The sequence below is a fragment of the Sulfurospirillum halorespirans DSM 13726 genome, from assembly GCF_001723605.1.
GTDB classification, from domain to species: domain Bacteria; phylum Campylobacterota; class Campylobacteria; order Campylobacterales; family Sulfurospirillaceae; genus Sulfurospirillum; species Sulfurospirillum halorespirans.
Genome location: NZ_CP017111.1, coordinates 2,646,427 through 2,669,822 on the forward strand (window position 1 = coordinate 2,646,427; position 23,396 = coordinate 2,669,822).

At 43.5% G+C, this 23,396-nt stretch carries 25 protein-coding genes; 8 read left to right on the forward strand and 17 right to left on the reverse strand.

Annotated elements, in window-relative coordinates; genetic code table 11:
• Positions 1-102: 102 nt before the first annotated feature.
• The 7 genes from SHALO_RS13210 to SHALO_RS13240 form a co-directional block, all read right to left on the reverse strand.
• Positions 103-2,109, reverse strand: a complete 2,007-nt coding sequence (locus SHALO_RS13210) for a TonB-dependent receptor (RefSeq protein WP_069478931.1) — start codon at positions 2,107-2,109, stop codon at positions 103-105.
• A gap of 86 nt (positions 2,110-2,195) precedes the next feature.
• Positions 2,196-2,837: an energy transducer TonB gene (locus SHALO_RS13215; RefSeq protein ID WP_069478932.1), complete on the reverse strand. Its 642-nt coding sequence runs from the start codon at positions 2,835-2,837 to the stop codon at positions 2,196-2,198.
• The gene (locus SHALO_RS13220; RefSeq protein WP_069478933.1) at positions 2,834-3,202 is read right to left on the reverse strand and encodes a biopolymer transporter ExbD; all 369 of its coding nucleotides are present in this window, start codon (positions 3,200-3,202) and stop codon (positions 2,834-2,836) included. Before SHALO_RS13220 ends, SHALO_RS13215 begins: the two co-directional genes overlap by 4 nt.
• Positions 3,189-3,605, reverse strand: a complete 417-nt coding sequence (locus SHALO_RS13225; RefSeq protein ID WP_338011905.1) for a MotA/TolQ/ExbB proton channel family protein — start codon at positions 3,603-3,605, stop codon at positions 3,189-3,191. Before SHALO_RS13225 ends, SHALO_RS13220 begins: the two co-directional genes overlap by 14 nt.
• A 70-nt stretch (positions 3,606-3,675) precedes the next feature.
• On the reverse strand, positions 3,676-4,707 hold the full coding sequence (gene selD, locus SHALO_RS13230) for a selenide, water dikinase SelD (protein WP_069478934.1): 1,032 nt from the start codon (positions 4,705-4,707) through the stop codon (positions 3,676-3,678).
• Between the two features lie 7 nt (positions 4,708-4,714).
• Positions 4,715-5,302: a sulfurtransferase-like selenium metabolism protein YedF gene (gene yedF / locus SHALO_RS13235; RefSeq protein ID WP_069478935.1), complete on the reverse strand. Its 588-nt coding sequence runs from the start codon at positions 5,300-5,302 to the stop codon at positions 4,715-4,717.
• A 77-nt stretch (positions 5,303-5,379) separates the two neighbouring features.
• Positions 5,380-5,568: a hypothetical protein gene (locus tag SHALO_RS13240; RefSeq protein WP_025345924.1), complete on the reverse strand. Its 189-nt coding sequence runs from the start codon at positions 5,566-5,568 to the stop codon at positions 5,380-5,382.
• Positions 5,569-5,690: 122 nt separating this feature from the next.
• Between SHALO_RS13240 and SHALO_RS13245 the strand changes: the two genes are divergently transcribed.
• The 7 genes from SHALO_RS13245 to SHALO_RS13275 all read left to right on the forward strand — a co-directional run bounded on the left by SHALO_RS13245 (position 5,691) and on the right by SHALO_RS13275 (position 11,914).
• A complete protein-coding gene (locus SHALO_RS13245; RefSeq protein ID WP_069478936.1) occupies positions 5,691-6,473 on the forward strand; it encodes a substrate-binding periplasmic protein in 783 nt (260 codons plus the stop codon).
• A 9-nt stretch (positions 6,474-6,482) separates the two neighbouring features.
• Positions 6,483-7,004, forward strand: coding sequence for a PDC sensor domain-containing protein (locus SHALO_RS13250; protein WP_069478937.1), 522 nt, complete (start codon positions 6,483-6,485; stop codon positions 7,002-7,004).
• A gap of 54 nt (positions 7,005-7,058) precedes the next feature.
• Positions 7,059-8,735 (forward strand): sensor domain-containing diguanylate cyclase, encoded by a 1,677-nt coding sequence (locus SHALO_RS13255; RefSeq protein ID WP_069478938.1) that lies wholly within the window; start codon positions 7,059-7,061, stop codon positions 8,733-8,735.
• A gap of 154 nt (positions 8,736-8,889) precedes the next feature.
• A complete protein-coding gene (locus SHALO_RS13260; RefSeq protein ID WP_069478939.1) occupies positions 8,890-9,303 on the forward strand; it encodes a MarR family winged helix-turn-helix transcriptional regulator in 414 nt (137 codons plus the stop codon).
• Between the two features lie 8 nt (positions 9,304-9,311).
• Positions 9,312-10,454 (forward strand): MFS transporter, encoded by a 1,143-nt coding sequence (locus SHALO_RS13265; RefSeq protein WP_069478940.1) that lies wholly within the window; start codon positions 9,312-9,314, stop codon positions 10,452-10,454.
• A 114-nt stretch (positions 10,455-10,568) separates the two neighbouring features.
• Positions 10,569-11,192: a hypothetical protein gene (locus tag SHALO_RS13270; protein ID WP_069478941.1), complete on the forward strand. Its 624-nt coding sequence runs from the start codon at positions 10,569-10,571 to the stop codon at positions 11,190-11,192.
• Positions 11,193-11,260: 68 nt separating this feature from the next.
• The gene (locus SHALO_RS13275; RefSeq protein WP_069478942.1) at positions 11,261-11,914 is read left to right on the forward strand and encodes a hypothetical protein; all 654 of its coding nucleotides are present in this window, start codon (positions 11,261-11,263) and stop codon (positions 11,912-11,914) included.
• Positions 11,915-11,929: 15 nt separating this feature from the next.
• Here SHALO_RS13275 and SHALO_RS13280 read toward each other — a convergent pair whose 3' ends face one another.
• From SHALO_RS13280 to tupB, 3 genes are all read right to left on the reverse strand, one after another.
• Positions 11,930-13,003 carry an AI-2E family transporter gene (locus tag SHALO_RS13280; protein ID WP_069478943.1) on the reverse strand — a complete coding sequence of 358 codons (1,074 nt, stop codon included), beginning with the start codon at positions 13,001-13,003 and terminating at the stop codon, positions 11,930-11,932.
• Between the two features lie 93 nt (positions 13,004-13,096).
• Positions 13,097-14,125: an energy-coupling factor ABC transporter ATP-binding protein gene (locus tag SHALO_RS13285; protein WP_069478944.1), complete on the reverse strand. Its 1,029-nt coding sequence runs from the start codon at positions 14,123-14,125 to the stop codon at positions 13,097-13,099.
• A complete protein-coding gene (tupB, locus tag SHALO_RS13290; protein ID WP_069478945.1) occupies positions 14,122-14,823 on the reverse strand; it encodes a tungstate ABC transporter permease TupB in 702 nt (233 codons plus the stop codon). Before tupB ends, SHALO_RS13285 begins: the two co-directional genes overlap by 4 nt.
• Positions 14,824-14,908: 85 nt before the next feature.
• Here tupB and tupA point away from each other — a divergent pair, with 85 nt between their 5' ends.
• Positions 14,909-15,748, forward strand: a complete 840-nt coding sequence (tupA, locus tag SHALO_RS13295) for a tungstate ABC transporter substrate-binding protein TupA (RefSeq protein ID WP_069478946.1) — start codon at positions 14,909-14,911, stop codon at positions 15,746-15,748.
• Positions 15,749-15,869: 121 nt separating this feature from the next.
• Here tupA and SHALO_RS13300 read toward each other — a convergent pair whose 3' ends face one another.
• The 7 genes from SHALO_RS13300 to SHALO_RS13335 all read right to left on the reverse strand — a co-directional run bounded on the left by SHALO_RS13300 (position 15,870) and on the right by SHALO_RS13335 (position 23,049).
• A complete protein-coding gene (locus SHALO_RS13300; protein WP_069478947.1) occupies positions 15,870-16,607 on the reverse strand; it encodes a winged helix-turn-helix domain-containing protein in 738 nt (245 codons plus the stop codon).
• Complete coding sequence (gene fdhD / locus SHALO_RS13305) at positions 16,600-17,382, reverse strand: formate dehydrogenase accessory sulfurtransferase FdhD (RefSeq protein ID WP_069478948.1); 783 nt, start codon at positions 17,380-17,382, stop codon at positions 16,600-16,602. Before fdhD ends, SHALO_RS13300 begins: the two co-directional genes overlap by 8 nt.
• 242 nt (positions 17,383-17,624) lie before the next feature.
• Positions 17,625-18,524 (reverse strand): formate dehydrogenase subunit gamma, encoded by a 900-nt coding sequence (locus SHALO_RS13310; RefSeq protein WP_069478949.1) that lies wholly within the window; start codon positions 18,522-18,524, stop codon positions 17,625-17,627.
• Positions 18,525-18,535: 11 nt separating this feature from the next.
• Positions 18,536-19,138, reverse strand: coding sequence for a formate dehydrogenase FDH3 subunit beta (gene fdh3B / locus SHALO_RS13315; protein WP_069478950.1), 603 nt, complete (start codon positions 19,136-19,138; stop codon positions 18,536-18,538).
• 9 nt (positions 19,139-19,147) lie between these two features.
• A complete protein-coding gene (locus SHALO_RS13320) occupies positions 19,148-22,006 on the reverse strand; it encodes a formate dehydrogenase subunit alpha (RefSeq protein WP_084010955.1) in 2,859 nt (952 codons plus the stop codon).
• Between the two features lie 18 nt (positions 22,007-22,024).
• Positions 22,025-22,222 (reverse strand): twin-arginine translocation signal domain-containing protein, encoded by a 198-nt coding sequence (locus SHALO_RS13330; protein ID WP_025345941.1) that lies wholly within the window; start codon positions 22,220-22,222, stop codon positions 22,025-22,027.
• 83 nt (positions 22,223-22,305) lie between these two features.
• Entirely contained in the window at positions 22,306-23,049 is a 744-nt protein-coding gene (locus SHALO_RS13335; RefSeq protein WP_069478952.1) for a TorD/DmsD family molecular chaperone, read from the reverse strand.
• Positions 23,050-23,396 lie beyond the last annotated feature (347 nt).

The window sequence follows — 23,396 nt, forward strand, 5'->3', positions numbered from 1 at the left end:
AAGTGTAGCACAAAAAGGTTAAAGGATTTTAAATTTTCAAAGAGGGCATTGACTCAAGATGAGGCACCCATATAAGGTACCTCATCTCTTTACATGTAACGCTTAAAACGTGTAGCGAAGGTTCGCATAGAGGTAACGACCTGGCTCATTGATCAGCATAACCGTATCATCCGAACCAGAATAGCTCAGAAGCGTCAGATCTTTATAGGTATTGGATGTGGCATAGGTTTTATCGAAGAGATTGTCAACGCCTAGGGTGACATCAAAGTGTTTGGTCACTTTGTAGTTGTATTTGACATTAAAGACAGCGTAACCGCTTAGGGCTTGCTCGCCGTTTTCGCTATCAACATCGCTCCAACGTTTCGCCGCTACCATCTCTGTTTTTAAAGCATGATCCCCCGTATGATAGGTCACAGACGTAACCGCGCGAAGCGGTACAATATCGGCTAAATCTTTGTCACTTTGTCCCGCCAAAGGCTCATCTTTTTGACCTTTGAGGTAACTCATTCCATAATTAAGCGTTAACGTATCGCTTATATCATAGTACGCATCAAGTTCTGCACCGTAAATGGTCGCATCAATATTGACATATTTTTTCGCATCTGCATTATAGTAGATGTAATCCTCCAAAGAGGAGTAGAACACTTTTCCTTTCACGCCAAAACCATCATAATGCGTTTTAAACCCAAGATCCGCTTCATAGTTTGTGACTTGATCTAAAATAGCGGTTGAATTTGCAGGATGGTACAGCTCTCTCGCATCTGGCACACGAGACGCTTTACCAAGTCCGATGAAATAATCCACATTATCGGTCGCTTTGTAGGTCAAAATGGCATTGGCAGAGAGCGCATCATAGTCGTTTTCATAGCGTTGAACCAGCGATTGCCCTGCACGATGTGCTTTGATGGTCGTGTCATCGTAACGCGTACCCATCTGAATATTGAAACGGTCAATATTTTTCTCATAATGGGCAAAAAAGGCTTTATTGGTTGTATCAACATCGGGAATAGTGTTGGAAAGTGTTGGCGTTGTACTAGCTCCTGTTGCAACAGTGGTCATGTAACTTTCGCCATCCCAATTTCGCTTACTTACATCAATACCGTATGTAAGTTCACCGCCACCTAAATTGACAACATTTTTAAGTTTTGCACCTTCCATCTCCGTGTCCATTTTAGCCGTCATGTACATCATCGCACCCGCAACTCGGTTTTTTGTAGACATTGGATGTTCAACTTTGGATTTGTACGTTTCAAGACTCAGCTCTTTAGAGTAAGTGCCTAAATCATAAAAACTATAGCCCAATGTATAAATATCGCTATCATCACGATCTGCATCCATCGTACGCGAAGGATAGAGCACATTATCGCTACGATTGAGTGTGTAGCCTAGGCGAATCTCTTGATTCTCAACAGGATTGATAAAGATTTTGCCCATAAAAGTTTTTTTCTCATACGCCTCTAGATCACTTTTGCTGTAACGGTTCCCAGCAACACCCATGCCCTGCGCAATTGCATTGTTGATCTGGTCGGAGAAATTATCGCCATTGCCATCTTTGTACTGATCACTCTCTTCGGTAGAAGCGCTAAAAAGGGCGCGAATGTACTCGTTGCCACCGCTTGCACTCGCACTGGCTTTTTTATAGCCATAACTGCCAATGCCTAGATTGACTTCGCCACTGGGCTCTTTGGAAGGTGTTTTGGTCTCAGCCACCACTAAACCGCTCAATGTTCCAAAATGTTCAACATCGTAAGGACCTTCAACGATTTTCACGTTTTCAATGTTATCGGCGTTGATGTGCGTAATGGCAGGATCCATCCTGTTCGGACAACCACCATACACTTTAGATTCATCGATTAAGATGTTGATATTATCTCTTTTTTGCCCACGCAAAATAATATCATTGGCAATGCCACTGCCTCGAATCAATGTAATCGATGAACTTTGACGCGAAAGCGCTTCTGCAAGATCGGCCGATTTTAACTCTTCACCGCTAATGTCTTTCACCTCTTTTGAGAAGGTTTCACCTTCAACGGTAATGGTTTCTAAAATACCCGTTTCTGCCATTAAAAACGTCGATACGACCAACGAAATACCCAAAGCTCTTTTCATATTACCTCCCGTGATTTTACGAATTTTGGAGTATAAAAAGTCTTTGTTAAATCACTGTTAAATTAGTGTCAAATTTGTGTTAAAAATTATTTTAGGCGGTAAACAATTGGCACTTTAATCGTCACATTTTCCAAAGGAATCGGAAAATAACCTTTGGCTTTGTGCACACTCTCGATGGCAGCGCTGCTTAAAAGCTGACTTTGAGAGGTAGCTTCCACTTCTTCGACTTCGCCCGTGGGTTTGATGGTAAAACTCACTTCCACCACACCTTCAATGGAGCGTCTTCGCGCAAGTTCGGGGTAGGATTTGGCACGTTGAAGCGCTTGGGCAATTTCATTTTTATGCAGGTCTAAATACGTTGGTGTCTCTATGGAAGATGCGCTTATTTGCGGTGTTGTAGGTGGAAGCGGTGAGGCGTCCGCTACAGGCGATGAGGCGTTATTTTCGAGAACCGTGCTTGCCATGTGATGTGAAACGGGCTTTATGGGTTTCTCTTTTTGAGGAAGTTTTTTTAAAGATGCTGATTCGTGCGGTGGCAGTGTCTCTTCTTGCGGACTTACCTCGTGTTTTGGTGCTTCACTTTGTGATATGACCGTACTGATTCGCAAGGAAACAGGCGCACTTTGAGCGAAAGTTTTTGGCTTTTCAAACGTAAATATCGTTAAGAACAGAAGCAATGCAAGATGCAAACCCAAAGAGAGCAGTAAGGCAAAACTCAGGCGTCTCATTTTTCAATTACAATATCAATCGATTTAAAATGATGCGCATTGAGCATATCCAAAAGAGCTACAAAAAACTCAAACGGAGCTTGTTTAGCACAGTTGATCGAAAAGCGTGTTTCGCTGGCGAGCGTTTCAAGATGGCTTTGGAGTGCTTCATGAGAAATAGGAGATTTTTCTAAAAAGAGCGCACCCTGCTCATCGATGCTTAAAACCACACTGGAAGGCTCTAGCGTCTGGGTTGAAGCCGATTTTGGCACATCGATGGGCAAAATCCCTTTGGCGATAAACGTCGATGTCATCAGCACAATTGTCAATAAAACGAGCAAAATATCGACAAAAGGAATGACGTTGATGCTATCAAATTTCTTCATCGAACACTGCTAAAAATCGCTCAGAGTAACGCACTAAAATGTTATTAAACACCATCGATAAAATGGCGACAACAAGCCCAACCGCCGTCGTTTTAAGCGCTAAAGCAAGAGAGCTCATAATTTTGGAAGTCTCAATGCTCTGTTCTGACATATTCGTAAAAGTGAGCATAATCGCAAGAACCGTGCCTAAAAGCCCGATGTAAGGCGCATTGGAGGTAATGGTGGCGATGGTGGTGAGGTGATTGCTCAGCGCAATTTCAAGTGATTTTTTAGTTTTATACGACGTTACATTCAAGGCTTTATAGAAAACAATACGCTCGACAAAAAGCCCACACGAGATGATACTCATCGCAAAAAGCAGTCCCATAACGCCATAATCAATCGCAAATTTAAGATACTCCACACGTGCTCCTCACCCCTATTTTCCTAAGGGGTGAGTTTATAAAGCAAGTGTTAAATTAGTGTTAAATTGTTTACATGTAAAGCAGTGTTTTTTCGCCAAGAGGCAGAATTTCTGCAATAATCGAACTATACGTTAGCCCTTCATCAAGCAAATGTTTCAAGAGTTTAGGCGCATCATCTTGCGATACCGCGATCAAAAGTCCGCCCGAAGTTTGGGCATCATACAAGATGATCTCATCTTTGTGAGGCACTTTGGCATGTACTTTGGAGCTTAAATAACTTTTGTTATTGTACGCACCTGCGGGAATAATGCCCATATCGGCTAGTGCTCTGGCTTCGTCTAAAATGGGAATATTTCGCATCTCAAACGCGATGGTCACTTGATTGAAACTCATCTCTGAAGCATGTCCAAAAAGTCCAAAACCCGTCACATCGGTACATGCACTTACATCGTACTTTCTCATTATTTGTGAGGCTTTGTGATTCAGAGTTGCCAAGATAGCCGCTACTTTTTCAATCACAGAATTTTCCAGCATATCTGCTTTAATCGCCGTCGTTAAAATGCCCATTCCAAGAGGCTTGGTCAAAATCAGCACATCACCAATACGCGGTGTGTTGTTGCGGTAAATTTTCTTAGGATGCACAAAGCCTGTCACACTCATGCCATAGGTCATCTCAGGGGCTTCGATGGTATGCCCACCGATGATGATGCCACCGCACTCTACAACCTTGCTTTGTCCACCGGCTAGGATCTCTCTGAGAACAAAGCGCGGTTGATGACAACCATCAAATCCTACGATGTTCATAGCCGTAGCGACTTCGCCACCCATCGCAAACACATCGCTGAGCGAGTTCGCCGCCGCAATCTGTCCGTACACAAACGGGTCATCCACCACAGGCGTGATGATGTCTACCGTTTGCACGAGGGCGCGTTCTTCATCCAGATAATAAACACTCGCGTCATCACTCGTATCCATGCCGACCAAAACATTTTCATGTGCGCAAGAGAGCCCTCCCAATGCTTCTGTGAGGTCTCCCGGACCCAGCTTGGCAGCGCAACCCGCAGCTTTGACGTATTTGGTCAATTTTGCTTCGTTGTTCATTGTGTTCCTATAGACTAATTGTACCCTCTCCACCAAAAAGCATTTCAATTGTGCCAAAAGCGTTGCCGATTTTACCCACTTTGAGCTTGTCGCTCACGCCAAAAAACTCTAAGCAAACACCGCATGAGTAGATCTCAACACCTTTGGCTTCAAGCGCTTTAAGCACTTCCATAATAGGCGCACTTTCATCTGCTGTAGTCAGTAAAACGGCTTGATTGACACACACAATACGACGAGGTAATTTTGGAAGCTCTAACGTGGATTTCAAAAAGCCGACGATCAGCTTGGCACCGAGTTCGCCCTCGCCTACTTTGTCGCTTTTGAGAAACAAGGTTTTGTCTAAAAACTCATCTTTGGCATCGATAACGGTTTTACATGTAAAGCCTTTGACGATGGTGATGAGGCTTTTGCCTTCCTCTAAATCTTGTGCACGCGCGTCAAATCCACCATTTTGTGCAAAACGCATCACATTTTCTCTGGATGCCAATGAACTAACGGTTACTTCAAGAACAGAGTCATTGGGGAGTTCTTCTAACGCTTTTTTGGTTTGTAAAACGGGCTCGGGGCATGCCAAACCACTGCAATCTAATTTCATGATTTTTTCTCCGTATGGTAAATGTGTTGTGTCTACGCCGTAGACCTAAAAAGGGGAAGAGAGGATTGCTCCTCGTCTTATTTTTGGTTCATGGTTTTTTCAACCCACGCACTTGCTTTTTCAACGCTATCAAACTTATGGCTTTTTGCCACTTGATTTTGTCCTTCGTAAAAACGCACGCGAATCCCATCTTGCACTTCATCAATCTTGATACGTGTAATACGGTCTGCATTGAGGTAAACTCTATCATTTAACTTAACAAACATTGTAAACTCCTTTCGCTTTGTTGGCTTTATTCTAGCACGATTTAAGTAAATTATGAATTTAGAGAATCATTTTGTGTTATACTACGAATCCTAATATTTGCGTTTATGAAAGGTTTTCGCACATGGCACATCTCCTTTTAATCGTTACGATGCTCACCACCTTGAGCGTTTCCCTATCTGCTGATGTGCTCTCTTCTATCTTGGAAACTCGAAAAATTCGCGTCTGCATCTGGCCTGAATATTATGGTATTTCGTATGTCAATCCTAGGACGCAAGAGCTTGTGGGCATCGATGTGGATCTTGCCAAAGAGTTTGCCAAGGAACTGGGCGTAACCCTTGCCTTTAAAGAGAGCTCCTTTGCGACGCTGATTCAAGACATTACGACTCAAAAATGCGATATTGCGATGTTTGCCATCGGACACACATCCGAACGCAAAGAGCATCTTTATCTTACCTCCCCACATCTTGCAAGCGATGTTTACGCCGTCACATCCAAAAGCAACAAACGCATTCAAACATGGAATGACATCGACCAAGAAGGCGTCGTGGTTGCCGTGGCAAAAGGAACGTACCATGTAGCGCTGATGCAAAAAAATCTGCAAAAAGCCCAACTGCTCATTGTGGATTCTCTGCATGCAAGAGAACAAGAGGTCGAAGCGGGACGGGCGGATGTGTTTATGACCGATTATCCTTTTGGGATTCGTATGGTCGAAGAGCGTGAGTGGGCAAAACTGATTACACCAACGCAAGCATTTCATGTGGTTCCGTATGGTTGGGCAATGGCTCAAAATGAACCTGCATTGAAAGAAAAAGTTGAAGCATTTATCGTGGCAATCAAACACGATGGAAGGCTTTTAGAAGCGGCTAAACGTCACCATTTAGAGCCGATTGTTCTTTCCAAGTAGGAGAACCTTATGCAGACGTTCCTAAGAAGAGAGAAAAAAATCGTACGCTATTTGATAGCAGGGTTTATCATCGTTGCTCTTCTGATCGGACTCATTTTTATAGCGCTTTCCAACTTACGACAAGAGGCGATTCAAACCCACCGCCACATTGCCAATCTTCATGCCTATACGCTTGAAGAGCACTTTTCACAAACGCTTCAACACATCAGCCTCACGATGGATCGTCTAGCCCCTCTTAGCCATGAAGAACCTTCGCAAGAGGGGCTCTCTTCCATTTTTAGCGAGCTTTTGCATAATGCACCTTATCTCAGATCACTTTCACTTTTAGATGAAAAAGGGGTGATTATCGCTAGTTCTCACGAGCCAAATATCGGGGGGAAAATTTCTTTAGAGCATTTTTTACCCATTCCTTTTGGAGAGACACCGCTACTGCGCATTGGTCTGCCGTGGGAAGGAAGGGATTTTGATGCGGCGCGTGAGAGTAGCATCCAAAACCCCGTTCGAGCAGATGCCATTAGCTTTTTGCCTTGACTGAAAAAAGTCTCTTTTGAAAAACGCCCTTATTTTGTCATCGCCAACCTCAACATGGATTACCTCAGTAACCGCTACACCTATACCCTTCCTCTTGAGCAAGGCTCCCTCACGTTATGGCGCATTGATGGGATTTTACTTTTCAGCAGTGACCCAAACACCCTGCTTGGAAGTTCGCATTACAGCAAAGAGCATCCCAAAGATAATGACGATTTTTTCACCCATATAGGCATGTACGAGCAACCAGCGCTCAATGTTTTTCGTTTGGCAAAGTTTCTCCCTTTCGTGGTTGAGATACACACCAATGAAGCCAATGCACTGGATTACTGGGATAAAGAGCGCCAAAAAGTGCTTGGGATCACCACGCTACTGATCGTCTTCTCAGGTGCTCTTGCGCTGGCATTGATTGTGCGCTACTACAAAGAGAACGAGCGCCAAAGAGCTCAACTCTCGTATGAAAAACAGTTCCGTGTGGCGATGGAAGCAACCCAAACAGGACTTTGGACATGGGATTTTAAAATCAATCGTATCGCGTGGGATCCACAATGCTTTCTTCTTCTAGGATTAGAACCGGGCGTATTTGAGCCTTCATGGGATAAAATTGTTGCCCTAACGCATCCTGAAGATGCCCTCAACATGCGTTCCTCCATCCAAGAGCAGATCAGGGCGCACTCAAGTTTTTTGATTGAGCGGCGCATGAAGACAGCGAATGAACTGTGGGTATGGATTCAGGTGCGCGGTAAAGTCATCGAATGGTCAAAAGAGCATGAACCTTCGCTTTTTACAGGTGTTTACATCAATATCGATGCACAAAAAAGAGCCGAGCAGCTTCACCTCTCCGCCGTTGCATTTGAGACCCAAGAGGCGATTTTGATCACCGATGCTAAAGAGAGAGTCGTGAAAGTCAATGAAGCGTTTACGCGCATTACGGGCTACCGTGAACAGGAGATGATTGGCAAAACGCCACGCATTCTCAAATCAGATAAACACGACAACACTTTTTACGAGTCGATGTGGAAAGGGCTGTTGGAACATGGTTATTGGCAAGGGGAACTGTGGAATAAGCGCAAAAATGGCGAAATCTACGCTGAATCCATCACAATCACCGCGATTCGCGATGCGAAAGGCAAAACAACGCATTATATCGCCAATTTTAACGACATAACAACCCACAAAGCAGCGCAACAACAGATACAAGCGCTCGCCTACTACGATCCGCTCACCCATCTTGCCAACCGACGCTTACTCGATGAAACCCTTGAGCAGACCATTCGCCACAGCATTGAAGAGAGACATTTTGGAGCACTTCTGTTTATCGATTTGGATCATTTTAAAGAGCTCAACGACACCTACGGACATGACGCTGGCGATATGCTCTTGGTTCAAACCGCTTCAAGACTCAAAGAGAGTATTCGCGAAAGCGATATGGTCGCACGCCTTGGAGGCGATGAGTTTATCGTTTTACTTAAAAATTTGGGCACGCAAAAAGGCATTGCGGAGCATCTCACCCAAAGCATTGCCAAAAAGATTCTAGCCCTCTTATACGAACCCTACGCCCTCGCCCACGGTAATTATCTCCTTGGTGCTAGCATCGGCTGTACCATTTTTGGAACGCATGCAAACATCGATGGTGCAATGCTCATCAAAGAAGCCGACATCGCGATGTACCAAGTCAAAGAGAGTGGACGCGGCCAAGTCTATTTTTACGATCAAAAGAATCCAATGGAGTAATTTTTGCTTTTTTTTGACGTAATGACTCTCACTACGTACACTTTACATGTAAACGAAATACTTGCTTAAATCAATAAACAGACTACTTCAATCTTTTTAAATCTCTATAAGCTTGTATACGCAATAATTGCATATGCAAATATTTGGAGTTCTCATGAAAGAAGCGGTTCACAACAGTGTCGGTTTTCGAATAGCTCGCACCGCCAATCGAATCAATCAAGCCATTACTACCCTTCTCAATGAAGAAGGCATTGCCCCCGAACAGCGCATTTTGCTTGAAATCTTAAGCTCTTGCGAAAAAGCGAACCAAACCACACTCGCTGCCATGCTCAACAAAAGTCCAACAACAGTCAGTCGCACGCTTGATTCATTGGAAAAAAAGGCGTTGATCATCAAAAAAGAGGTTTTAGGCGATAAACGTGCCAACCTCATCGAAGTCACAGCTGAGGGAAAAGCGATGTTAGAGCGCACCGAAGCCATCGTCAATGCTTTTCGCCAAAACTTATCAAACCTTTTTACCCCCGAAGAGAAACAAACCCTCTTTGCTCTTTTAGAAAAAATATCCTAAGGTCTCCCATGTTTTCACAGCACAAAAATGCGCTCGCGCAAAAGATAACCGCTTTTGCAACCTTTCTCGCGTTTATGGGAATGGGCGTCGTTGACCCCATTTTGCCTGATATTGCCAAACAACTCGGTGCTACGAATTGGCAAGTTGAACTTCTCTTTACCGCCTACATCATGATGATGGCGGTGATTATGATTCCTGCTGGTATGTTAGCCAGTCGTTTTGGCGATAAAAACGTTATGGCATTTGGACTCTTGGTTGTGGCGATTTCTGCCATGTTATGCTCCACGTCTGAGACTATTACTTCTTTAGCGCTCTTTCGCGCCGCATGGGGATACGGCAATGCGCACTTTTTTGCTACCGCACTCATTTTGCTGATTGCACTCTCGCCTGATTACCACAAAGCCATTGGTCTGTTTGAAGGCGCGATCGGATTTGGCATCGCTTCAGGGCCACTTTTAGGCGGATTTGTCGGGCAATTTTCATGGCGTTATCCTTTCTTAATCACAGGTTTTTTAAGCATTTTTGCTTTTGTATTAGTCCTCTTTTTTGTCAAAGAGCCTGCGGAGAAAAAAGCACATACACCAGCAGGTCTGGGTGCACTCAAAGCCCTCTTTTGCGATGCTAAATTTTTAAAAATCGCCATTGGAGCGATGTTTTACTACTACGCTTTTTTCGTTGTTTTAGCCTATTCGCCACTTGTGGTGCATATGACTCCGATTGAAATTGGACTGCTTTTTTTTGGGTGGGGATTGGCACTGGCATTGGGTTCCATTGTGCTCAGTACCCGTTTGGAGCGCCATTGGCGTGCGCAGAAAATTATTCCTGTCGTGCTTTTGTGTTTCAGTGCTGTTTTGATAGGACTTATGAGCGTTCATGCCCTCTGGATGATGGTTGTTCTCATCGTGCTGAGTGGTCTGCTCTCAGGCATCAATAACTCCTTGTTTACGACCTACGTGATGCAAAGTCGTTTTGAGCGAAACATTGTCTCGGGTGGATACAACTTTCTGCGTTGGGGAGGAGCGGCGATTGCGCCTATTGCTTCGGGATTGATTGGGGAGCATTTGGGAATGAGCGTACCTTATCTCGTTGCCGCACTGTGTACGCTCATTGCTTGTGCGCTCATTACCCATACAGGGGGAAAATACGTCTAATTGTGGATTGAAAATTGCTTAGCTTTAAAATAAAACGTGAATGGAACACACCATTGTCCGTTTTGCAGTGTCAATCAACCAAAGTCTCCACATCTTTACATGTAAGGAAAATAGATGCGTATTTATGGGATTTTAGTCATGTTTTTTGCTCTGTATTTGAACGCTGATATGAGCTATTTTGAGCGCGATGTCAATACCACACAACTGGAACAATGCAAAGCCTTTTTCACGCAAAAAAATGATCTCACGATCGTTCACCTTCAGAACGGGCAAACCCTAGCGCTTCAAGACGAATACGTGAACAGCGATCCCAAATTCAAAACGCTCCTCTACACACTCAAAGGCTGTTTTGCGAAAGAAAAATACCTTATTTACAGTGATTTTATGCCTGACATGGAGTCTTATTATGCGATTGATTTACGCGATGGCAAAGAGACACCGCTGAGTGGCATGCCCTATCTCTCTCCTTCGCGAACCTTCTTTGTCACCGAAGCCGAAGCCTCCCATCGCATCAGCGTTTATACGTTTGGCGATGAGCGAATTCTCAAAGTTTTTTCACACCGCTACCCCGATCAATGCGTGACACAAAACACGGTGTGGCTGGATGATCAAACCATCCGTTTTGAGCTGGAATGCGACGAAATGTTCGACACCGACACCAATACCACTAAAGCAGGTGCCAAAGAGAGTCTCAAGCTGATTTACAAAGACGGAAAATGGGAGATAACACAGCCTTAAGGCTTAAATTCTAAAACCAAGCTGTAACGTTCATAAAGAAGAGTATAATGGATACGAAAGGCTCTTAAATGAATGATCAGCAGCTTCTCACCCTTTTTATAGGGATTATCATGGTGTGCATGGTTATTATCGTCGCCGCTATTGTTTTTCTTACACTTAAACATATCACTGCCATGCACAAAGCAACCGCGTTTATCGCTCTAGGTCAAAATGAATTAAGCGGACTTTGCCAAAAAGCCACATTCATGCTAGACGATGTCAGCGACCTCACAGCGACGCTCGAAGAAAAAAGTCGTTTTTTAGCACAGAAAGCATCGGGAAGTATCGCTCAATTTTCCCATGTCACAACTGCCATCACACTCTTTTCACAGCTGTTTAGCAAAAATAAAAACTCAAAAGAGGACACAATGAATCAAAATCACTTACTCAGTTTCGCACTCGGTGCGACCATTACAGGAATTAGCGCGTATTATGTTTATAAAAACAAAGATGAGATCAGCAGTAAACTCAGTGATCTCGAAGAGACATTAGCGGATGATTACGAAATCTTGGTCGAGAAAGCAAAAGCAAAATTTGAAGCACTCAGCCAAGCCTTTAAAGAGACAACCCAAAACGTTATTAACACCGATATGGACGATGTCATGAAAGGGAGCGAAATCAAACACCTGATGAAAAAACTTGAAAAACTTCAAAAAGAGATCCAAGTACTCACCAAAAACTAAGCTTTTAATGCAGTCCTACGCATGACCAAGATGTGAGCGGTTGGCTTTGCGTAAGGCTCTTAGCGTCGTAATGGCGAGTGCGATAATCGCAGGTCCTAAGATAAATCCCCAAAATCCAAATGTAGCAAGTCCACCCACAATCGCAAAAAAAATGATAAATTCATTGACCCGTTTTTTACCGTTACTGAGTGTTTTATTCACAAAATTAAGCAGCACCAGTTTGACAATATTGTCAATAAAAAATGCCAACATCGCCCACGAATACGCCGCTATAATGATGGCATTGATCGTATTGCCTTGAAAGTATTCATTCGCCGCAATCGGTATCCACACCAGCGCTGTTCCTGCAATCGGAATAATCGACGCAATCCCTGCAAGAAACCCTAACAACAGAGCATTGTAGCCATCAAAAAAGGCAATAAAAACACCAAAAGCAATCCCTTGCGCAACCATCACGCCCGTAAGAGAGTAAAACACCACCGCCATCGTCGTTGTCATCTCCTCTAAAAAATCGCGCTTGGTAGAGCGACCCAAGGGAATAATCGGAAAGAGAAACAGAATGATTTTGCGCCCGTAGAGGGTAAGAAAAAAGAAAAATACAATGACTATCGCCATATCCACCAGCATCGCCATAAACGTTTTCAGTCCATTACCCAGCCAACTGGCTAACGTAGCGGTAATCTCGTCTTTGTGCAGTTTCGACATCTCGATCAGACTCTCGATGGGGGAGACAATCCATGTCAAATAACTCGGCAGATGCTTACTTTGCGCCTCAATTTGATCGCCAATGGAGCGAATCATATCGAGCGTATCGGAAGGGTGACTGAGCAGGTTGAATAAAAAAAGTGTGATCGGCACAAAAATAATCAACGAAAACGCCAAAGTCACAATGCTCGCCGAAAGTATCGGCGCACTCTTTTGAAGCAGAGGTTGTTTGATAAGAAAACGCTGCAAAAAATGATGCAAAGGCGAAACGGCCAATGCCATCAAAAGTGCGACAAAAAAACTTTTCAAAAACGGAAAAAAAAGCCAAATAATCAGTGCTAAAATGCCAAGCCCAAGCCAGCGTAAAAAAGAGTTTTGTATCATGGAATCTACCTTTGAAGTACTGAATAACATCCGTTAGGTCACAGTATACCCAAATACCCTCTCCTTCAAGATTTGACTTTTAAGCAGACGTTTTCACGCCTCTTTCGAAGGCACTTTTATCGCTGATTTGGCAAAGCTTACATACACATTTTGCGATGGATAGAAGTGGTAGCGCTCGAAATATTCAAAGCTTTCGATGCACTCTAGGACGTGATTGCCGATGACGATTTTAAGGGAAATCTCATTGGTTTTGGTTACATGTAAAACGTCGCGAATGATACCTGTTAGACAGACAGTATCGTCTTTACATGTAAACGGTTCGATGGCGATAGAGATGTCGCGTGGGTTGATCGCCACGCCTCGTTTTTCGCCGATGCGATAGCTTTTTGGAAGCGACATGCTTTGGGTTTCATCGAAGTCGAAAAAGCGCTCATCCCCACTTTCGCGCCATTTGCCGACGATGAGATTGGTCGTTGAGAAGTCCATCAAACGTCCAAAGTGAAGCCCGACTTTGCGCGTGGCTATTTCACTCAGCCATAAAAGATCATGACTGGCGATGACGATGGTCGTTCCCCATTCACGGTTGGCGTGTAAAATGGCGTCGGTAAATTGCGGAACACCGCTGTAATCAAGGCTGTTCGTTGGCTCATCAAGTAGAAGCATTTTAGGGCGAAGCACGAGTCTGGACGCCAGAGCCACGCGTTGGGTTTCGCCACTGGAGAGCTCATGCCACGCGCGGTGCAGAAACTTTTTGGGCAACAGACCGACCAATTCTAACGCTTCGTTCATGCGACTTTGGGCATCTTCGAGCGTGCCCCGAATCTTCAGTCCAAAGAGAAGATTTTCCCGCACGGTACGTTTGAGCAAGTACGGCTCAGGCAATAAAATGCCAATTTCACGCCTTACATGTAAAGGGATGGAGTCTGCATCAAACCCACGGTACTTTAGCGTTCCGCTTTGTGCTGCTTCTAAAAATGCAAGGTGACGCAAAAGGGTACTTTTACCACTGCCATTGGAGCCCACAAGTCCTAAGATTTCGCCCTCTTCAACGTTGAGGGAAGCAATGTCTAACACAGGTTTTTCGCCATACAAGGTGCGTATGCGGTTAAGTTCATACATCATACGATGATTCTCGCGCGTTTTTTGAGGAAAAAGAGTAGAAAATTGAGTAAAAAAGCGATGCTAATGAGCACCAATCCCAGCGAAATGCCCATCGCAAATTCGCCTTTGTTGGTCTCCAACGAGATCGCCGTGGTAATGGTGCGCGTAAACCACTTAATGTTTCCACCAATCATCATCGCGATGCCCACTTCCGCCACCACCCGACCATACGCTGCAACGCCCACCGCAATGAGCGCATGACGAAGCTCCCACACCACACTTTGAATCATCTGCAAAGATGTGAGACCAAAGGAAGCGAGCGTGAGGTAAAGCTTCTTCTCCATCCCCTCAACTGCCGTGGCCGTTAAAGAGACGATAATGGGCAATGCCAAAAGCGTTTGCCCAATCACAATACCTGATAATGTGTAGAGTAATTCATAACTTCCAAAAGGTCCGCGGTTGGAGATAAACGCGTAAACAATGAGTCCGACGACCACAGTGGGAATCGCTAAAAGCGTGTCGGAAAGAAGTTTTAAAAATTTTCGTCCAGGGAATTGAAAAAAGCCCAAGCAAAAGCCTAAAGGAAGCCCGATAATTATGCTAAAAATTATCGATAATGTCGAGCTTTTTAACGTTATATTGACCGCTGACATCGTCTCAGGGTCAAGGTTGATCAGCAACCAAATCGCCTCTTTTAAACCCGATAAAATAAAATCCAAAAATCATTCCCTCTTTTACATGTAATTTAAAAAAGATACGCTAAACTACAAACATGCTAAATCAACATATTTGGAGGATTATTCAATGTTTTCAGTAAAGAACCGCTTAAAAGGTAAAGTACTCTTTTCCCTTCTTGCCCTCAGTTCACTGCTTTGCGCGGCTGATCTTAAAATGGCAACCACCACCAGTACTGGCGATACAGGTCTTTTAGATGTCCTTGTACCCAAATACAAAGCCGATACAGGCGTTGATCTTAAATGGGTCGCCGTTGGTACGGGCAATGCCCTAAAACTCGGCGAAAACTGCGATGTCAGTGTCCTTTTTGTTCACTCTCCATCGTCTGAGAAAACCTACATGGAAAAAGGCTTTGGCGTTGAGCGAACCCCTGTTATGTTCAATGACTTTGTCGTTGTCGGAACACCCGACATGAAAGCTAAATTTGCGGGTAAAAGCATCTCAGAAGTTTTCAAAATCATCGAAACAGAGCAAATTAAATTCGTCAGCCGTGGCGACAAATCAGGTACCCATGACAAAGAAAAAGGGGTATGGAATGCTGCTTTAGGGCATGTGCCTGAAAAACAACCATGGTACCTCGAAGCGGGACAAGGCATGATCGCGACGATTAACATCGCAGCAGAGCAAAAAGGTGTTACCTTGACGGATCGTGGAACCTACATCAAATACGAAGCGAACCACAAAGGTAACCCGCCACTCGTGATTGTCTATGAAGGTGCAGACGCGCTTAAAAACTTCTACTCTGTCATCGCGGTCAACCCACAAAGATGTGCAAACACCAACTATAAAGGTGCTTTACAATTCATCGAATGGATCACCACCGATAAAATCCAAACTGAAATCGCTAACTTCAAACTCTTGGATAAACAACTCTTCTATCCAGACTTTAAAACACGCGCTAGAAACTAATAATAGCAAGGTTGCCCTTTTCAGGGCAACCTCTATGAACTGAAAAGAACGCTAAGACTTAAATCTTAATACATAAGACATCTTACATAATTTTCATAGCACCAAAATAGCCTACCGCACTTTAGTCTTCAAACTCTTTTTTATTTCGTGGTTTTAGAAACAACTCTTTAAAGCGCTCATTGGCATAATTCTCGATGTCGGCTTGCAGTTTACGGTAATGGTCCATAAATTCACGCGCTACTGGGGTGAGTGTTGTACCCGCATCTTCCCCACCACCTTGTTTGGTTTGCACCATCGTGTCGTTGATGTTTCGTTGCAAAATCTTGATGTGCGTCCATGCTTTTTTATAGTTCATGCCGATTTTTTCAGACGCCTTAGAGATAGATCCCTCTTGCTCAATCAGCTCCAATATCTCGGTTTTCCCTTTTCCAAAAAGAAGCTCACCTTCAGCATTTTCAATCCACGTTTTCGTCTTAACATACAGACGTGGGCGTAGTTTTTCTTTAAAACAGCCTAGTTCACAAAAGGTTACATCGTAGTTTTTCTCTTTGAGTGTACCACGAATCTTTTTAAGTCCAATTCCTGCAGCTTGGGCACGAGCCGCTTTACATGTAACGCGGTTTTTTTCATCTAAAAGAGGTTTGAGACGGTTTTCGGCTTCTATGTCGTAGATGCCACCCTCAAGTTTGCCAAACTGTCCTAGTTCACACGAGTCGATGCGTATATCCATCGCTTTAGCACAGGCACCTACTTCGAGCGTTGAGCACTTAAGTTTTGCTGCGATTTTAAAGCCATCGGAACAATCTAGTTTGCCTTTTTCATTCAAATATTTTTTAATCAGTTCTTCCATCTCAGACATGGATTCTCCTTGGATGGCGGTAAACATTCATCGTATCACCTCGTACAAAACCGATCAGTGTAAGTCCAAATTTCTCAGCGATCATCAAACCCAAACAGGTTGATGCCGTGCGTGAAGCAAGGATGGGAATCTGGTGCATCACCGCTTTAGCAACCATTTCTGAAGAGAGACGACCGCTCACCATCAAAAAAGCACTTCGCACATCAATACCTGCCATCTGCGCTTTTCCAACGACTTTATCAATCGTATTGTGTTGGGCAATGTCTTCACCAATGAAGTAAGTGTTTTCATCGGTAAACAGTTTTGCCGTATGAACACACCCTGTTTGTTCATACAAAGGACACTCAGTGTAAAACTGGCTCATTGCAGTACTAAGGCGCTCCGCACTAATGCTAAAATCACTCTTGATGACTTTCGCCTCAATCGCTTCAGGGTCGATGTTTGCCGTCATACTTTTACCACAACCGCTAATCACAACACCCTCGGCATTCAATTTTTTAATATTATCTTCGTTCACTTTGGCTTCGATTTCAACACGCATGCCATCATTGAGGAGTTTGAGAGAAGTGACATCACTAAATTTTTCGATGATATTTTCACTCATTAAGTAACCAATCGCCAGTGCTTCTTGATCCACAGGTGTTGCCATAACAGCACCCACTTTAGCGCCATTGACGTAGAGTTCTAACTTGATCTCACGAACAAGTGTATCTTCTCGCTCAAACTTCTCTTTGCCTTTAATCTTGGTGATCGTTGTTTTAAAAACTGCTTCCATACCTTCCCCTTAAACGTGCTTATTACGCATATTGTACCACTAAAAAATAAAGAAAGAGCAAGAGATTTTACGCCCTTGCTCTTTACATGTAAAAGAATTCTGCTTTGATCGAGTCAAACTTTAATGACCTCTTTCATAGCTTCTCAATCTTACATGTAAAAACATTCTGCCTCGCAAGAGGCAAGCTTCAGTGCGAAGTCGCAACGTAGCTTTTCAAGCTTGGCTTGGAAAGCGTGTAAAAATCAAAACTTCCCCTGATCCTTAAGCTTTTTATACCACGTACTGTGAAGGATCTTGACTTCTTCTTCTTCAACATACCCTGTGATAATACTATGAACCGCTCCTTTAATAGCAAACATGGACATATAGACATGGGTAATGAAAAGAGCTAAGACTACAAAGCCCATCACATTATGAAGAATCGCTGCAGCTCTTAGCAGGTCTATTTGACTCATGCCTGTTAAGTTATGCAACATCTCCATTTTAAAGTCTAGGAAGTACATAAAGGCACCACTTAAGATCATCGTGATTCCGCCGAGTATTGCTACCCAGTACCACATCTTTTGACCGCAGTTAAACTTCCCTGCTAAGATGGGTTTTTTCTCTTTGGAGAGGTATCCACCTACGATCATCAACCATTTCACATCATCCCAGTTAAAGATCGCTTCTTTAAGCCACATGAGTGCCATAGGAATGACCACAATGGTGAAGGGAATGGTAAAGATGCCATGAAGGTTTTTTGCCATTCTTACAAAGGTTCCACCACCAAAGAAGTCACCAAAGACGATGATAAATCCTGTGGGTATAATCACCAAGAAGCTGACCGCTGCTATTTGGTGGATAATACGGTTATAGAGATTAAAGGCGTAGTATTTCTTTTCACTGTGTGGAAACACTTTAGGCCCTATAATCTTATAATGGATAAAGAAGGCTGCTGATACTCCGATTAACACTCCTAGGAAGATCCATGCGAAGTATTTATGCTGAAGCATGGTGAACAAGGGTCCTAATTTCCATGACTCTTCTTGTCCGTATCCTAGGATATTTTGGATGCGCATCTCACCCCAGATTTGGCTATCAGCGGCGTACGCCACTGATGCCAAGCCAAGGAGTGCAATGAACAGGATAATAGACTTTTTCATTGCTGCTCCTTTCATTGGTTTTTATATGCCTTATCCCATCCATAAGGAGAGTTTGCGCCTTTTCCACCACGAGCCATCACGCGTGCTCTGTAAACGTTTGATACCGATTCTGCGTCACCAACAAGAAGTGCTTTGGTTGAACACATCGCTGCACATACAGGTACTTTTCCCTCAGCGATACGGTTTTGACCATAGAGATGTCGCTCTTTTTCTGAGTTCGTCTCTAATGGACCTCCTGCACACATCGTACATTTATCCATTGCTCCCTTAGCGCCGAATGCGCCATCTCTTGGGAACTGTGGAGCTCCAAACGGACATGCGTACAAGCAGTAACCACAACCGATACATTTATCTTTATCATGAAGAACGATGCCGTCCTCTCTGATGTAAAAACAATCCACTGGGCATACTTGCTCACACGGAGCGTCGGTACAATGCATACATGCTATAGACGTACTCATCTCCTTACCTGGAATGCCCTCATTGATCGTCACAACTTTTCGTCTGCTGATACCTGTTGGAAGTTCATGCGCCTCAGCACATGCTATCGAACAGCCATCGCACTCTATACACCTGCTCTCATCGCAGTAAAATTTCATTCTTGCGTAATCCATCTGCTCCCCCTACGCTTTTTCGATGCGACACAAGCCGCCCTTAGTTTCAGGAATCTGAGTAATGATGTCATACCCGTAGTTCGTGACGGTGTTGACACTCTCGCCGCTTGCATACGGTTTCGTTCCTGCTGGGAAATTACCCGTTCTATCTGTTCCTTGAAAATATCCTGCAAAGTGGAATGGCATAAAGACCATATCGGGAAGGACACTACGAGAATACTTCGCTTTCACTTTGATTTTGGTACCTTCTGGTGAGTGTACCCACATCATCGCACCGTTTTTAATATCATGTTTAAGCGCTAAATCGGGGTGAATATCACAAAACATCTCAGGTGTTAAGGCTGCAATGTACTTCGACGCTCTATTTTCGATACCCGCACCGTTCATCGTGACCAAACGACCTGTCACCATGTTGATTGGGAAATCTTTCGCATAATCTTGCGCACTTTGAACAGAAATATACTTCGTCATAACACGGAAGTGATTTGCTTTATCCGGATACGCTGGGTATTTGAGCGTCAAATCCGTTCGTGGTGAGTGGAGTGGTTCACGGTGCATTGGGATATGGTCTGGGAAGTTCCAAACAATCGCTCTTGCTTTCGCGTTACCATAAGGACAAACGCCCGCTTCCATACACTTTTGAACTAAAATGTTGCTGTTATCAACTTTCCAGTTTGCGCCACATGCCGCTTTTTCTGCATCCGTTAATGTAATCCCAAGCACTTTTTCGATGTTCTCTTTGCTGATCTCAGGGTAACCCGTCTCAATTTTTGAGCCTTTAGGGAAAGAGCCTTGTTCTGCCAAGAGGTTCACACCGTCTTTTTCCAAACCGAAGTTATTTCTAAAGCCCATACCGCCTGCACTAACAGGAATGCTGGTATCGTAAAGGTTTGGTGAACCACCGTGCGTTTTCGTCCAACACGGCCATGGAAGTCCATAATATTCGCCCTTCATTGGTCCCATTCCCGCACCCGTTACTTCATCAAACATATGCCAGTTGTCAGTATGTTTTTTAACGCGCTCAGCCGTCCAACCGGTTAATCCGATGGTTTTGATGATACGCGCAATTTCATTGGTCGCATCTTCTGGCCATTGGAATGCTTTTTTCTCAGGAATCATCTCTAACTTACCGTCTGCTGTCTCTTGCATCAACATACCTTTGGTATATTGCTCATAGAAACCTAAACGCTTTGCAAGTTCAAACATGATGTCTTGATCCGCTTTACTCTCATACAATGGTTCAACGACTTTGTAACGCCACTGCGCACTTCTATTGGTTGCAACCACAAGACCACTGGTCTCAAATTGCGTAGCCGCTGGAAGGATAAAGACGTTGTCTTTTTTATCGGTCAAGATCGCCGCTTCGTTGACGAATGGATCAGCCAAAACGATCATCTCTAAATTATCAAGACCCTCTTTGATTTTTGCTTGTTGAGCAACAGAGGTGATACCATTTCCCATAACAATGAGGGCTTTTAGGGTTGTGCCTGCATTTTCGATTTTATCATCACTTTTAACACCGGCAACACCTGCCCACCAACGTGCCAAAGTAAAGCCATTTTTTTCCATCCATGAAGGATCTTTAAACTGAGAAGCGATGTAGTCATACTCTACGCCCCACTGTTTTGCAAAGTATTTCCATGAACCCGCTGCTAGACCATAGTAACCTGGAAGTGAGTCTGCAAGACATCCCATATCAGTCGCACCTTGAACGTTGTCGTGACCTCTTAGAATGTTTGTACCGCCACCCGCTTTACCCATGTTTCCAAGTGCAAGCTGAAGAATCGGAGCCATACGTGTATTACTCGTACCAATAGTGTGTTGTGTTAGACCCATAGCCCAGATTAATGTACCAGGGCGATTTTTTGCATAAATCGTTGTAATTTGAATGAGTTTATCTGCTGCAATTCCAGTGACATCCGCAACAAGTTCTGGTGTCCACTTGGCAGCTTCTTCTCTAATTTTTTCCATACCAAAAACTCGGTCATGAATATACTCTTTATCTTCCCAACCATTTTTGAAGATGATATTAAGCATTCCATACATAAATGGAATGTCAGTACCAGGGCGAATTTGCGCAAAAATATCTGCTTTAGCCGCTGTTTTGGTAAAACGTGGATCAATAACGATTAATTGAGAGTTATTTCTCTCTTTTGCTTTTAAGAAATGTTGGAAACCAACAGGGTGGTTTACCGCTGGATTTGCGCCAAAAATAATAATTGCTTTAGACTTCTGAATATCTCCAAGGGAGTTTGTCATAGCACCATATCCAAATGTGTTCGCCACACCGGCGACTGTGGAAGAGTGTCAGATTCTTGCTTGATGATCTGTGTTATTGGTTCCGTAAAATGCAGCGAATTTTCTAAAATAATACGCTTGCTCATTACCCATTTTTGCGGAGCCTAAAAATTGAACAGAATCTGCTCCATCTTTTTTCTTAAGATCTGCCAATTTGGTTGCAATGCGGTTAAGTGCATCATCCCAACTGAGACGTTTCCATTGACCATTTTCTTTAACCATTGGGTATTTGAGGCGTACTTCTGATCTGACCATATCGATCATATCAGCACCTTTACAGCAGTGTCCGCCAAGGCTGATTGGGTGGTCTTGAGCAACTTCTTGACGAACCCATACGCCGTTTTGAACTTCTGCGATCACACCACATCCAACGGAGCATGATGTACAGATAGTTTTAACTTTCTTAGATCCTGGGAATGGGTTTTTAACCTCTTCCTCTGTTGCGGCGCGTGTCACATTCTCACCAGCAAAACCCGAAGTTGCGCCAAAGACGCTCGCAACGGCTGCCATTTTGAGGAATGATCTACGACCGACAGTCGTACTTAAAGCACGTTCTGTTGTTTTTTCCATAACGTTATGCCTCCTCGTTTATAGGGCAGATTTGTAATAATCTTCCCATGCTTGTGTTTTCTTGTACGTAATCTCTTTTTTATTCGATTTACCTACAACAACGCCATTTGAACCTTTTGTTCCAGAAGAACTTGCTTGTGCACCAACGACGCCAACGGCAGCGACAGCACCGACAAGAGCCGCTTTTGCAACAAAGCCACGTCTACTTTCGTTCATATTAGCCTCCTAAAAGGGTTAAATCTCTTTTACAAGAGATTGCTCAAAAAAACCAAAATTTTCTTGAGCAACCTCTTAAGTTGCTAGCGAATGGCACGCTCCACTTTTGCTTCAAGCCCTGCCATCTTTTTAGCTTTATTTTCCGCACGTCTTTTTGCCTCTGCCCCTGAGATAACTTCCACAGGTTTTTGAACTCTAATTTTTTCTTTGAAAGGTGGTTTTGCCTCCTCAAAGTACATGCGCTCAAACGCCATAAACGCGTTTAAAACAATTGCGACAGACTGATACGCTTTAGACATCGGGTGTTCGTAAACGTTGATGACAAACTCATCCATGAACGGATTAATCACTTCGACAAAAAGGCAATGTTGGATAGTTTCATACTCTTTCCCTCCTTGCATAATGAGCTCGATCAGTTCGTGCATAAAGGTAAAGATAAATCCAACGCTGTCTTCATTCTCTTTGAAATTCGCTTCATCGCGTCTGATTTTGGTTTTGGCTAAGAAATTTTTAACAGCCAGTCGTTGGTGACCGCTCTCAACGCCTTCGTCATAGTACGAAGCGGTATTGCGAACGACTTTGTAGGCAGGGTTGTGGAAGATGTCATCGTACTCTTGAATCAAGGCAGTTTGCCCACAGGTGTTTAAAAAAGCTTGAATTTCTTTGAGCGCTTCGCCTGAATTTTCATCAATAGGATTTTGGATCATCACACGAAGTGCTTCATTAATTCCTAAATAGCGATCCGCATGTGTTGTAAAAACAAACATTTTGCTCAAAAAGCCATAGTAGAGTGAGCGAGCTTTATTAACCGATTCTTTATTTATCATTTCTTTGTTCCTCATTTCTTAAAGTCAACTAAACTAGACCAAAAGAGTCTTGTTCAGCATAAATGACTTAAAAAGCTTGAAAACAAGGGATAAACACGGGATCTTGGTGGAAACATTGCCCTTTTTTTACGCTTCGTTGTCTCATATCAGTAAACAGTTGTTGACCGATTTTTAGAAAATTTACCACAGATTTGCTTAGGTGAGAATGGGTTAAAAAGAGTAGTGTAAAAACTTAAAAGTAACTTAAATATGCAAATTAAGCATATTACTCGGAGAGTTAAAGCGGATGTCAAAGTATAGTTCAGAGAACATTAAAGCTCTCTGAACTGCTTTACATGTAAAGCGTT

Excerpts from the sequence above, each read along its gene's own strand:
- SHALO_RS13285 (WP_069478944.1), bottom strand. The coding sequence starts at position 14,125 with ATGATGTATGAACTTAACCGCATACGCACCTTGTATGGCGAAAAACCT.
- fdhD (WP_069478948.1), bottom strand. The coding sequence starts at position 17,382 with ATGGAAGCAGTTTTTAAAACAACGATCACCAAGATTAAAGGCAAAGAG.
- SHALO_RS13270 (WP_069478941.1), top strand. The coding sequence starts at position 10,569 with ATGCGTATTTATGGGATTTTAGTCATGTTTTTTGCTCTGTATTTGAAC.
- SHALO_RS13220 (WP_069478933.1), bottom strand. The coding sequence starts at position 3,202 with ATGAAGAAATTTGATAGCATCAACGTCATTCCTTTTGTCGATATTTTG.
- SHALO_RS13300 (WP_069478947.1), bottom strand. The coding sequence starts at position 16,607 with ATGTCTGAGATGGAAGAACTGATTAAAAAATATTTGAATGAAAAAGGC.
- fdh3B (WP_069478950.1), bottom strand. The coding sequence starts at position 19,138 with ATGGATTACGCAAGAATGAAATTTTACTGCGATGAGAGCAGGTGTATA.
- SHALO_RS13265 (WP_069478940.1), top strand. The coding sequence starts at position 9,312 with ATGTTTTCACAGCACAAAAATGCGCTCGCGCAAAAGATAACCGCTTTT.
- SHALO_RS13240 (WP_025345924.1), bottom strand. The coding sequence starts at position 5,568 with ATGTTTGTTAAGTTAAATGATAGAGTTTACCTCAATGCAGACCGTATT.
- SHALO_RS13250 (WP_069478937.1), top strand. The coding sequence starts at position 6,483 with ATGCAGACGTTCCTAAGAAGAGAGAAAAAAATCGTACGCTATTTGATA.
- SHALO_RS13280 (WP_069478943.1), bottom strand. The coding sequence starts at position 13,003 with ATGATACAAAACTCTTTTTTACGCTGGCTTGGGCTTGGCATTTTAGCA.
- SHALO_RS13310 (WP_069478949.1), bottom strand. The coding sequence starts at position 18,524 with ATGAAAAAGTCTATTATCCTGTTCATTGCACTCCTTGGCTTGGCATCA.
- SHALO_RS13335 (WP_069478952.1), bottom strand. The coding sequence starts at position 23,049 with ATGATAAATAAAGAATCGGTTAATAAAGCTCGCTCACTCTACTATGGC.
- SHALO_RS13245 (WP_069478936.1), top strand. The coding sequence starts at position 5,691 with ATGGCACATCTCCTTTTAATCGTTACGATGCTCACCACCTTGAGCGTT.
- selD (WP_069478934.1), bottom strand. The coding sequence starts at position 4,707 with ATGAACAACGAAGCAAAATTGACCAAATACGTCAAAGCTGCGGGTTGC.
- tupA (WP_069478946.1), top strand. The coding sequence starts at position 14,909 with ATGTTTTCAGTAAAGAACCGCTTAAAAGGTAAAGTACTCTTTTCCCTT.
- yedF (WP_069478935.1), bottom strand. The coding sequence starts at position 5,302 with ATGAAATTAGATTGCAGTGGTTTGGCATGCCCCGAGCCCGTTTTACAA.
- SHALO_RS13210 (WP_069478931.1), bottom strand. The coding sequence starts at position 2,109 with ATGAAAAGAGCTTTGGGTATTTCGTTGGTCGTATCGACGTTTTTAATG.
- SHALO_RS13260 (WP_069478939.1), top strand. The coding sequence starts at position 8,890 with ATGAAAGAAGCGGTTCACAACAGTGTCGGTTTTCGAATAGCTCGCACC.
- SHALO_RS13255 (WP_069478938.1), top strand. The coding sequence starts at position 7,059 with ATGGATTACCTCAGTAACCGCTACACCTATACCCTTCCTCTTGAGCAA.
- SHALO_RS13330 (WP_025345941.1), bottom strand. The coding sequence starts at position 22,222 with ATGAACGAAAGTAGACGTGGCTTTGTTGCAAAAGCGGCTCTTGTCGGT.
- SHALO_RS13275 (WP_069478942.1), top strand. The coding sequence starts at position 11,261 with ATGAATGATCAGCAGCTTCTCACCCTTTTTATAGGGATTATCATGGTG.
- SHALO_RS13215 (WP_069478932.1), bottom strand. The coding sequence starts at position 2,837 with ATGAGACGCCTGAGTTTTGCCTTACTGCTCTCTTTGGGTTTGCATCTT.